The 11,120-nt window shown below is 36.4% G+C and carries 12 protein-coding genes and 1 pseudogene; 1 reads left to right on the top strand and 12 read right to left on the bottom strand.

All coding sequences use genetic code 11. The features are described from left to right. Window positions 1-151: 151 nt before the first annotated feature. Window positions 152-1,117 (bottom strand): calcium/sodium antiporter, encoded by a 966-nt coding sequence (locus WMO38_RS11955; RefSeq protein WP_349162866.1) that lies wholly within the window; start codon window positions 1,115-1,117, stop codon window positions 152-154. Window positions 1,118-1,575: 458 nt separating this feature from the next. Between WMO38_RS11955 and WMO38_RS11950 the strand changes: the two genes are divergently transcribed. Beyond that, the gene (locus WMO38_RS11950; protein ID WP_349162865.1) at window positions 1,576-3,261 is read left to right on the top strand and encodes a methyl-accepting chemotaxis protein; all 1,686 of its coding nucleotides are present in this window, start codon (window positions 1,576-1,578) and stop codon (window positions 3,259-3,261) included. Window positions 3,262-3,368: 107 nt separating this feature from the next. Here the strand turns inward: WMO38_RS11950 and WMO38_RS11945 are convergent, their stop codons facing one another. From WMO38_RS11945 to WMO38_RS11895, 11 genes and pseudogenes are all read right to left on the bottom strand, one after another. Then, window positions 3,369-4,352: a D-isomer specific 2-hydroxyacid dehydrogenase family protein gene (locus WMO38_RS11945; RefSeq protein WP_021865603.1), complete on the bottom strand. Its 984-nt coding sequence runs from the start codon at window positions 4,350-4,352 to the stop codon at window positions 3,369-3,371. Between the two features lie 53 nt (window positions 4,353-4,405). Next, window positions 4,406-5,014: a 5' nucleotidase, NT5C type gene (locus WMO38_RS11940; protein ID WP_349162864.1), complete on the bottom strand. Its 609-nt coding sequence runs from the start codon at window positions 5,012-5,014 to the stop codon at window positions 4,406-4,408. Between the two features lie 117 nt (window positions 5,015-5,131). Continuing rightward, window positions 5,132-6,466: pseudogene (locus WMO38_RS11935) on the bottom strand (MATE family efflux transporter); the annotation flags it as partial. A gap of 504 nt (window positions 6,467-6,970) precedes the next feature. After that, on the bottom strand, window positions 6,971-7,480 hold the full coding sequence (locus tag WMO38_RS11930; protein ID WP_349162863.1) for a plasmid recombination protein: 510 nt from the start codon (window positions 7,478-7,480) through the stop codon (window positions 6,971-6,973). A 298-nt stretch (window positions 7,481-7,778) separates the two neighbouring features. Further along, entirely contained in the window at window positions 7,779-8,576 is a 798-nt protein-coding gene (locus tag WMO38_RS11925; RefSeq protein ID WP_349162862.1) for a YhfC family intramembrane metalloprotease, read from the bottom strand. A gap of 19 nt (window positions 8,577-8,595) precedes the next feature. Then, a complete protein-coding gene (locus tag WMO38_RS11920) occupies window positions 8,596-8,898 on the bottom strand; it encodes a hypothetical protein (RefSeq protein ID WP_118582810.1) in 303 nt (100 codons plus the stop codon). A gap of 9 nt (window positions 8,899-8,907) precedes the next feature. Then, window positions 8,908-9,114, bottom strand: coding sequence for a helix-turn-helix transcriptional regulator (locus WMO38_RS11915; RefSeq protein WP_003865061.1), 207 nt, complete (start codon window positions 9,112-9,114; stop codon window positions 8,908-8,910). After that, complete coding sequence (locus tag WMO38_RS11910; protein ID WP_005608366.1) at window positions 9,111-9,440, bottom strand: DUF6442 family protein; 330 nt, start codon at window positions 9,438-9,440, stop codon at window positions 9,111-9,113. The genes WMO38_RS11915 and WMO38_RS11910 overlap by 4 nt, the downstream gene beginning before the upstream one ends. A 214-nt stretch (window positions 9,441-9,654) precedes the next feature. Beyond that, entirely contained in the window at window positions 9,655-10,260 is a 606-nt protein-coding gene (locus tag WMO38_RS11905) for a TnpV protein (protein WP_349162861.1), read from the bottom strand. Window positions 10,261-10,275: 15 nt separating this feature from the next. After that, complete coding sequence (locus WMO38_RS11900) at window positions 10,276-10,701, bottom strand: GNAT family N-acetyltransferase (protein WP_186837537.1); 426 nt, start codon at window positions 10,699-10,701, stop codon at window positions 10,276-10,278. Continuing rightward, the gene (locus WMO38_RS11895) at window positions 10,694-10,858 is read right to left on the bottom strand and encodes a DUF3923 family protein (protein WP_349162860.1); all 165 of its coding nucleotides are present in this window, start codon (window positions 10,856-10,858) and stop codon (window positions 10,694-10,696) included. The genes WMO38_RS11900 and WMO38_RS11895 overlap by 8 nt, the downstream gene beginning before the upstream one ends. Window positions 10,859-11,120: the final 262 nt, after the last annotated feature.

Below are 11,120 nucleotides of genomic sequence, written 5' to 3'. Positions count from 1 at the left end.
GTTTCTCAAGTTATCGCGGCAGTCGCCAAGGTCTCGTGCAAGCACGGACTTTGGCTCGTTACACGCGTAAATAAAAAAGTGTCCTGGAAAGTTCAGCTTTCAGGGACACTTTTTAACTTTAAATATCAAAGTCTTACGTTATTCATTTAATTTACCTGATACATATATATACCATATAAACCACATATACAAGTAACATTATTATTCCTTCTTTGCGGTTTATCTTCTTTGATGTCCATGCAAATATCCATACAACCGTACTCATAATAATGAGAATAATTATATCTATAATATTTTCCATAATAAATGTAACAGGGCTAATTGCTGCTGCAACACCAAGAATTAATAAAATATTAAAAATGTTAGAACCAATTACATTTCCGAGTGCCATATCAACTTCATTTTTTCTTGCTGCAACTATAGAAGTTACAAGTTCAGGAAGACTTGTTCCCAACGCAACAATCGTAAGACCTATAAGAGTCTGGCTCAATCCGAATCCTGCAGCTATAGATGAGGCGCCATTAACAACGAAATCTCCGCCAAACTTAATCGCAATCATTCCACCAACTATATATAACAAGCATTTCCACATCGGAAGAATCTTTATTTCTTCTGCCATTTCCTCTTCTTCAGTTTCAAATTTGTCACCTTCGCTTCTTGCCTTTTTTGCAGAATAAATCATCCAGAGAAGATATGCCACAAAAATCACAAGGAAAATAATTCCATCAACTCTTCCAAGTTTCATCCCGATAAATCCAAAAACTACAAGCAATCCTGCACAAACAATTGAAAATGGGAACTCTTTCATAAGAGTATTTTTTTCTATTGTAAGCGGTGCAAACAATGCACAGGCTCCACAGACAACCATAAGATTAAAAATATTAGAACCTGACACATTACTTACAGCCAACGTATTATTTCCTGTTATAGAAGCTGTAACACTGACTGCCAGTTCGGGAAGGCTCGTCCCCATTGCCACAATAGTCATACCGATTATAAGTGAAGGAACATTGAATTTCTTTGCTACTGAAGAACTTCCTTCAACAAAAAAATCTGCTCCTTTAATAAGCAGAACAAATCCGATTACAAGAATCGCTGCTGATTTTAAAATTTCCATATTTTTGTCTCCTTTTTTAATATGATTACAATGCCTGATGCAGGATATTATTCCTGCCGTCATATAATCTGTGAAGAACGCATTCTGCCGCATAAAAAAAGAGGCTCATGTATATCTGATGACATAAAATGCCATATCAGACATACATGAGTCTCATTCATTAAGATTTGCCAGATTAAAAATCGGGTCTGTTGACAAATCACGTATACACGCGAACTACTCCCTCACGAGAAAGTATTTAATTTATATTCAGTTTAAATTACAAATAAATATTTGTCAACTTGTTTTTATATTACTACACACCCATCACTATGCACCAAAAAATATCGAAGTAAAATGTAATATATCAGCAATACAGCTATAAAATCATTGAATTTTTAACAGTTTGTAGTATTATAAAAATAATAATAAGTTTATTAAATTACAATAAACATATGAAAGGAGATTTTTAATTTATCATGAAAAAACAAACTCAAAAGAAAAAAGGCACTATAGCAGTCAAGATTTGTATACTTGTAACTGCGGCACTTATTCTCTCTAATCTTATAAGTATAATTCTGATTGTAAATAATTCAAGAATACTTATACGCTCCTCTGTCAAAAACAATATGATGAGCATGGCCAAAACATCTGCCGAACTCGTCTCTAATGAAATGCATATCAATAACAACAAATCTCTTTCATATGACGAATATGCACGTATACTTAAAGACACAAAACTCACAGGTGTGGACAGCTCTTATGTCTATATCGTATCCTCTGACGGAACCATGTTATATCATAATACAAAGGATAAAGTCGGCAAGCCGGTTGAAAACAGTCTTATCAATAGTCTTGTAACACAGATTAAATCAGGAAAACAACCTGAACCTGCAATAGTTGATTATGATTATAACGGTGTTGTAAAATACGCCGGTTATGTTATCCTTGATAACCATGATATTGTTGTAGTCAGTGCCGATGAAAATGATGCATTAAGCGGAATTACACGAATTACCCGCATTGCAGGATATATTCTTATTGGTATTATCATCGTTGCCCTTATTGTTGCATATTTTTTCAGCAGATCAATTGCCCGTCCGCTTTCATCATTAAGCAGACTCATCAAAGAAATTGCTGATGGTAATCTGAATGCTGATTTTTCAAAAATCAAAAAGTCGAATGACGAAATTGGTCTTATAACCGAAGAAATGCAGTCTATGAGCAGTTCATTAAGCACAATAGTAGAAAAAATCAGGACTGCCGGAAATACGATGTCAAAAAACAGCACTGACTTGAACGAGACAAGCAACCAGACACTTTCTGCCAATAATGAAATATCACGTGCAGTTCAGGATGTTGCAGAAGGCTCAACAAATATGGCCAATGCAATAGCCGATATTAATAATTCACTTGAAACAATGTCTCTTGAGTCAGAACACATAGACAACTCTGTTACAGATATCAAAAAACAGACAGCTTCCGTTCAGGAAAACAGCCAGTCAATGAATGAAAAGATGCACCAGATGCAGGAAAGCAGCGAAATTATGGATGCCGGCATCAATGAAATATCAGCACGAATCGGCAAGGTAAATGAGATTGTTGACAAAGTAGGCCAGATTATTTCCGTAATTGAAGAAATATCAGAACAGACTAATCTTTTATCTTTAAATGCCTCAATCGAAGCTGCCCGTGCGGGCGAGGCCGGAAAAGGATTCGCTGTAGTTGCAGAAGAAATCCGTACACTTTCCGATAATACCGGCAATGAACTTAACAATATCCGTGAAATCATCTCAGAACTTGTTAATGAATGTGATACATGTGTAAATGATTCTAAAAAAATTGTAGAACATAATCTGGAACAGAAAGAATCTATTAATACAGTGCTGAAAGAATTTAATGAACTTGACGCACAGATTACATTAACAGCAGATAAGGCAGATGAAATTAAAGCACAGGTTGACCAGATGGTAGAGCTTAATAATAAAATAACAACAACTAGCAACAATCTTGCAGATGTCAGCTCAACCAATGCTGCAGCATCAGAAGAAATGAATGCTAATATTGAAGAGTTAAATGCCATGATGCACAATGTTACAAATATGGCTGAGGAAATGCAGAATCAGTCAAATGAACTTAATACTGCACTTGAATATTTTAAGTAAAATTTGGTAGTTATAACTAACTATTAATAAGCACGTAAATCATGTTACGATTTACGTGCTTATTTTTCCACTCCATATAAAGTTGCTCTCCTGTTCACACATCCAAATTATTTAACTGCCAATCTGTTATCTTCGCCACACTCAAATCCAATAATACCTTTAATCGAATTTTCTACCATATCAGACACAGCCTGCTCAGTATAAAATGCCATGTGAGGTGACAATATTACATTAGGAAAACTCTTCAAGATTGCCATATTATCGTTATCAAGTCTCTGTGTTTCCTTATTAAGATAATAAAGTCCAACTTCACCCTCAAAAGTATCGAGTGCTGCAAACCCAACCTTTCCATTTTTAAGTGATGCAATAAGAGCCTGTGTATCAATTATTAATCCTCTTGCTGTATTGACAATTATAACGCCATCTTTCATTTTCTTAAATGCTGTTTCATCAATAAGATGTGTATTCTCATCATTTCCTGGAACATGAAGTGTTATAATGTCTGATTTTTGTATAAGTTCTTCAAAACTTACATATTCTGCATATTTTTTCACTTCTTCATCCTCATAATATGAGTATGCTAATATACGGCAGCCAAAACCTGATAAATGCTTAACAACTGTTTTTCCTATATTGCCTGTACCTATAACACCAACTGTCGATGTAGATAATTCCTTTCCTACTTTTCCACATAACGAATAATCCTGGCAATCTGCTTTTTTCATTATCCATGGCATATTACGGCATGCCATAAGAATAAGCATAATCGCATAATTCGCCACACTGTTTGGCGAATATACAACATGAGATACTTTCATTCCAAGAGAATAAGCATAATCAACATCAATATGCTCATAACCTATGCTTCTTGTTGATATATACTTAACACCTATATCATGAAATGCATCAAGTATTTCCGGATACATAGGATTGGTTATAATTGATATGGCATCATATCCCTTAGCAAGTCCAACATTTTCCATTGATGGATAATCTGAAGTAAATCCATACTCAAACGGATACTTTTTTGCAAACTCTTCTACATATTTCTGCTCATCATATTCTCTTAAGGCATAAAAAAATATTTTCATAAAACCTGCCTCCTTATCTTTAATACCTGTTTATCAAAATAATAAATCATTGTTTATCCGGCATATTCCTCAAATACATTATCTATCTGATTCCAGTTTTTGCATCTTACAAAATTGTCATTAGGAAATTCTGCCTGCCTGTTCCACGGACGGTCAAATACAGCAACCTTACAATTATGAAAATGCAAAACATGTTCAAAAGCAGATGGCGAATCCTCTATTGCAAAATCAAATGTCATGCTGTAAAGCTGTTCTAACGTCATATTATATTCGTATTCATGCTCGAATATTTCACGACCATATTTATCGACACAAAACAAAGGTACTCTCTCCAGATGATGTTCGTCCAGCCATTTTCTGGATGGCTCATACGAATTAAAAGGTCTTCCTGTAATAATAAAAACCTCATGCCCTTCATCAACCCATTTGTTAATTGTCTCTGATGCTCCCGGCGTTTCCTCATAACTTAGCAGATTTTCAGGAAGATGTCCCGCTTCCATTAATTTATCATACTGCTCATCGCTTAAATCAAATGATTTCTGAAGATTAAAAAACTGGACCTGCCTGTAAGGCACATCAATTCCGAACAGTTCTTTAGCAATTTTCGTAAAATATTTTGCAGTCTCACATATTACATCATCAAAATCTATATATATTTTCATTGTTTCTCCTGATATATTTAACTTAAATATTTTATGTTAATATATTAGCACATAACATGATTAAAATATAGCTATTGTGGCTTTAATTTAATTGAATGCAATCCTGCTTCAAAAGTTTTATTCCGGCCACGATTTTCTGAGTGCCATATATGAAATCAAAAAATTTGCAAGCCAGCCGGCTGGTACAGCAAGCCATACAAATGCAATACCAAAACGCGGTGCAAAAATCAAAGCAACTGTCAATCTAATAGCAAGATTTACCATATTAGCAACAAGAAATGGACGCATGATTCCAAGTCCACGAAGCACTCCATCTGTTGCCATTTTAATCCCCATAAAAATAAAGAAATATCCAATCCATTTCATGTAATCACCTGATACCTGATATGCCAGGGCAGTTCCATCTTTACCCAGAAACAATGAGGAAATCTGAGTGTGCAGTGTTTCAATGATTATAAATGCAAGAATTGCAAAACATATATCTAACACAAGTGCCGCATGATATCCTTTTTTGATACGTTCAATTTTCTTTGCACCCAGATTCTGTGAAACATATGGCGAAACTGCATTACCGATTGATACAAATATCAACGAAAAAACATTTTCTACTCTCATTGTCGCAGCATAACCTGCAAGTGCCTGTGTACCGAAAGGATTGACAACTGCCTGTACTATCATCATGCCAATTGACACTGTGGACTGCTGAAGAACAGATGGAACCGCAATTTTAAGCATTGAGCACAATTCTTTCCTGTCAAACCATTTAAAATAACTTTTATAACGACGCATCCTGTAAAAAAGAATCAAAAGTGAAAACACCGCGGAAATACCTTGTGCAATAAGTGTCGCAATAGCTGCACCTAACACGCCAAGGCCAAGCCACGCAACCATCCATAAATCCATAATAATATTCAAAACAGACGAAAATATCAGGAGAATCAGCGGAATTTTTGATTCACCGATTGAAGTGAACATAGTTGAAAGAATATTATACATAAATAAAAACGGAAATCCCAAAAAATAAATACGCAGATACAATACTGCTTCATCTAGTATATCAGCAGGAGTTTGTAATAAATTCATCATTGAATGAGAAAAACAAAATCCAAATACTCCCAGAAGTATGCTTAAAACTAAGAAACTAATCAGTGACGTTGACACAATTGTTTTCATTTTACCATAATCCCTGGCACCAAAATAACGGCTCACAAGCACACCGGCACCTACGCCGGCACCGAGTGCCACACAGATAAAAACATTAGTAAGTGCTGCACAGGCACCAACAGCCGCAAGTGCGGAAGAACCAACAAACTGACCGACTATTATTGAATCAGCCATATTATATACTTGTTGAAAAAAACTCCCCAGAATCATAGGCATCGCAAAAACTGTCAACGCTTTAAGCGGTGCGTCTGTGATTAAATATTCATCTTTTGACATTATTGTATTCCTCCTGCAGACATAAAATCCTGCTCTCTTTCACCTTAGTCTTTTCCTCTACTTAAAGGCATCATAAAATAAAAAAACAACAATGAAGCTTCAATCTTCACTGTTGCAAAATCAAATGTTCCCGGCGGGAATCAAACCCTCAACTAGCACTTAGGAGCTCGAAATACCACTGTAAATACATACAATGATTAATCAACCTAAGTCAAGGAAATCCTTGATTTTCCTAACTATTCTGTTACTCCCTGTCAAAATAAGAAAACCTGTTTTCAGCTCTGTAAAGCACCTTTCGGTGTTCGGAGCACCCGGAGGATATAACCATTCCGTTCAATCGAGTTCACTCAGTTGGCCACCATTACGATTCAGCTTCGTAACAATGATCACTTGGTTTTCTTATTAGATTAACTATATTATAACGTGCTGTAGGTCGGATGTCGATGATTTTTTGACCATATTTATTGTTTTATATGTTACTTCTCTATTAGTTCTGCATACTTGAATCTGTAAATATCATTTTACATTTTTATATGAAATCACAATATGACTTGGTGCAAATAATACTGATGCAATAATCAATAGCACTGACCTACTCATAATCCCACTAAATAAGAACAACATTGAAGGAATAATAGAAAGTGCTAATGCTTCGTCAGACCACCACCCGAACCAAGTTCCCGGAATATTGATTATCATGAATCCGAAACAACCCAATCTCCCTACTTGTTCTGTGACCTCAACATATTTATTGTTCCACTTATTATCAAATCCATCTTTGCACTTAATCGCAATCTCGTTAAAGAGCGTTGCGTCTTTTCTCAACCCACGAAGCGACACCATACCGTCAGCTTCCATCTGCTTTAATTGCTCCATATAGGTCGGAGCAAAAGGCTTTTTGAAATGCACATTATAGGGTATGCGTTCCTCAATCATATTTATATTTTCATAGGTTTCATTCTTGCGTTCGTTGTGCCTTTCCGCCTTGCTCACATCAGAAACGGTGTACTTTTTACCCTTGCACAACTCATATCCGCCTTGTTGCTTTTCGCCATTTCGTTCTCCTTTCTCGGCAGAGCAAGCAATCCTCCTTTCCTGCCGAAAATAAAAACCACAGGAAAGATACATTAAGCCTTGTTTGTGTCATTTCTTGGGGCAAAAATCAGGGAAAATTTCCTTTCTAAGCCTTTCAAAAAATCGCAAGGTGTTTGTACTAACCTGTGGTTGTGTATGAAATTGTGGGTTTGGGGTAACAAAAAACACCGTATTTCTACGGTGCGTTCTGTCAGATATATTCTGTTTTATGATAGCAGAAAACTGGAATTCACAGTTCTTCCATCCTTCCCATCTTCAGTGCCATAACAAGAGTTCCGGCTGCCATCACAAAGACACCAATTTCAATCACATAGATGGGAAGAAGCGCCGGACCTGCCACGGCAAAGAAGTCCACGATAAAATGAATCCCATATGCAAGAACCGCTGTAAAAGCCGCTGTCCTGTATTTGCCTGCCTTTACCGCCCGGTAGATCAGCAGTGACAACCCGATATGCAGAATGATAGCACTGATTCTTTCGATTCCGCTTACAAAAAAGAGTGGTGCCGGTGTTGTCCATAGGGCCGACAGCTGTGACACGGTCTGGTTTGCAGACTCAGCAGGAAGTGCCGCCAGCGTATTCTGCATGGCTCCGCTGTTGATCATCAGCATGGACACAAGATTGCTGATTCCGGAGAGTCCTCCGAGCAGAATAGCCTCCACACCGCCATGCCCGATTCCATACATCAGTGCATTTGGAAAATCCAGCCATTTCTTCATCCAGAACTTCATGGCAATCAGTCTTCCGGTCTCTTCAAAAACAGCTGCAGCCAAAGCCGCGTACACATAGTAAAGCCATGGCCTGCTCTGTGCGTTCAGTCCGCAGAACCGAATGACAAGAACATGCAACAGCTGCTCCAACAGCATGGCAAACAGCAAATAGGTTCCTGCTCCGATAAAGAACGAGGAAATCCTTGCCTTAAGCTTCACCCTTCCTGCAATGAACAAAGTAATCGGTACCCCCATCGAGAGGACAACGGAGCAGATAACTCCCGCTATCGCCAGACCTGATATTGTGTTCAATTCCATCTTTATACCTCCCTGATTCTCAAAAAATTCCTTTATTGTATTTGAACTGTCCATACAATATAAAGCCTAATCCGACAATAACTGCTGGAAGAATGATATAATCTATAATTATTTCACTCCAAAACGAAACAATAAAACCTAATACAAGAGATATTCCTATAATCAGCGTTCCTGTGCCGACTGTTTTTCCATACTTTGGTATATCTTCTTCCTTTACTTTTCGCCTGTTATAAGAGTGAATTGTGCTGATATTGCCTTTGATATTTACAATTCCCACAACAGATATGAACACTCCCAAAATCAATATTATAATATTTTCCATAATGACCTCCTAAAAATAGAATAGTTCCTCAAATTTTTTGTCCAATGCAATACAAAGAATTAGAGCCAATTTTGCAGTTGGATTAAACTGTCCTGTTTCAATAGAACTAATGGTATTTCTTGATACCCCTACCATTTCTGCAAGCTGAGCTTGAGAAAGATTTGCTTCTGTGCGAACTTCCTTTAAGTGATTTTTCAGTTGTAATTGTTCTTTCATATTCTCACCTCTAAAAGATGGCTAACAAATCCAACAAATGCCAAAATGGAAAGCACAAAAAACAGAACGGTCAAGACCAAATCACTCTTTCGCTTCATTTTGATAAAACGAACTAACCATTGTGTTGCAATAATGCTGAAGTATATAACCCACGGACTGTAAATCATAGTATGAGCAAGCACAGAAGATAACAGCGAAAGCAAACAACACACTAAAGCACCAACTCTGCTTGCGTGACTTCCAGCTTGATATACCACTTCCATTTCAGCCAAGTCCTTATTGCGATGTTCTTTTCTGCTTGCATTTAAAATTTCGTCCTTTTTCATAAAAGCACCTCCATACCAAGTTTTCTTTGCATATTTTAATTATATACATACCAAGTTTTCTTGTCAATAGAGTTCATAAAAAAGTTACAACCGATATAATAGGTAACTTTTCTACCACTTCGATTATACTCGCAACTTAATGACTTCTTGAATACTTTCCGAAAAAGAAAAACTGCCATCGGTTTGACAGCAGTTCTTCTTCGGTTGGTATCCGTTAGGAATACACAATATCATTCAATACAATCTCATCGGCACAGGCTCGAATGTTATTCATCAATCCTATCCATCTCATCATATCCGTTGCTTTCAGTTCTTCCGTTACACCTTGCTTCTTTGCCATTTCCTTTATCAGATATTCCACCATATCACGAGCCGAAGTATCAATTTCGGCAAGGTGTTCATATAACTTTCCGCTTGTCAGCAGATTAAAATATAGCACACTTCTCGACAAATTCTTACAAATAACTACAAATTTTTTCACAAGAAACGAAAAAAACGATACTGCATCTCTGATAAGGCTTTTCATACAGATCCATAAAATCATCCAGACAGGAAATCTGATTACCAATATGGTATCTACAATCAGATATAGTGCAAATGCTTCGTCAGACCACCACCCGAAACAAGTTCCCGGAATATTGATTATCATGAATCCGAAACAACCCAATCTCCCTACTTGTTCTGTGACCTCAACATATTTATTGTTCCACTTATTATCAAATCCATCTTTGCACTTAATCGCAAATACAACATTGGGTATCATAATGACTGCAATAAAAATCAGCCCAAAAACATTAAACCATTCCATATTATCTACCATCACAAATTCCGATTTCTATTTTCGTTTCCATAGCATGGTGTACTCTTTTTCACCAGTAGCTTCATCCAAATCTTCACATTGAATAATGAACCCTTCTCTTTGGTAAAAAGAAATTGCTCTGGCATTCTTCTGGTATACATTTAATCGTAAGCTAACTTTTTTATCCTTAATATAATCCAATAAAAATTTACCTATGCCACATGACTGCATTTCATCAGAGACAAAAATACCTTCGATATATTCATCATTTAGTCCTACAAATCCTTGTATCATTTTATCCGCTTCAAACACATAGACTTCGGATTGTGGCATCATTTCTTTCACTAATTCATAATTACTTTTCCAGTATTGATTGGAAATAAAATAATGTGCTTTCAGATTTGTCTTTAACCATATGTCAGCAACTCTATCGATATCTCCGTTCAGCAACTTTCTAATCATAACAAATATTCTCCATAACTATATCCTTTATGCTTTTCTCTTTTTTCCATTCTATCGCTAATACGCCAAGATAAAAAATTCCCCATACAGCAAAACTAATCAACTTTACTTCTAACGTTTGTACAGCACCATGTCCGTCTACTGTTCTTGTGAACAAGAAAACACTACCGCATCTATTCTGTGTAGTTCCTCCAAAAAGGAAATTTGGATTTCCTCTGCAAGAATATCAAGCAAAATGGAAAAAGCATTACTGCTCAGAATATTTTGAACCATTGGGTGCTTGGATAGATTTAGTTCTCGGTGCTTGTTTTGTCTTTTCGGTGCTCCAATTACTCATTTTTATATTTTTTCGTTGCTCGCAAGCACCATAAAATAAAAAAACAACAATGAAGCTTCGATCTTCACTGTTGCAAAATCAA

Origin of the sequence: Lachnospira hominis (ex Hitch et al. 2025) (assembly GCF_040096395.1) — a bacterium.
Classification (GTDB): Bacteria; Bacillota; Clostridia; order Lachnospirales; family Lachnospiraceae; genus Lachnospira; species Lachnospira hominis.
Note: the sequence above shows the minus strand (reverse complement) of the source record. Positions and strands in the feature narration are given on the sequence as shown.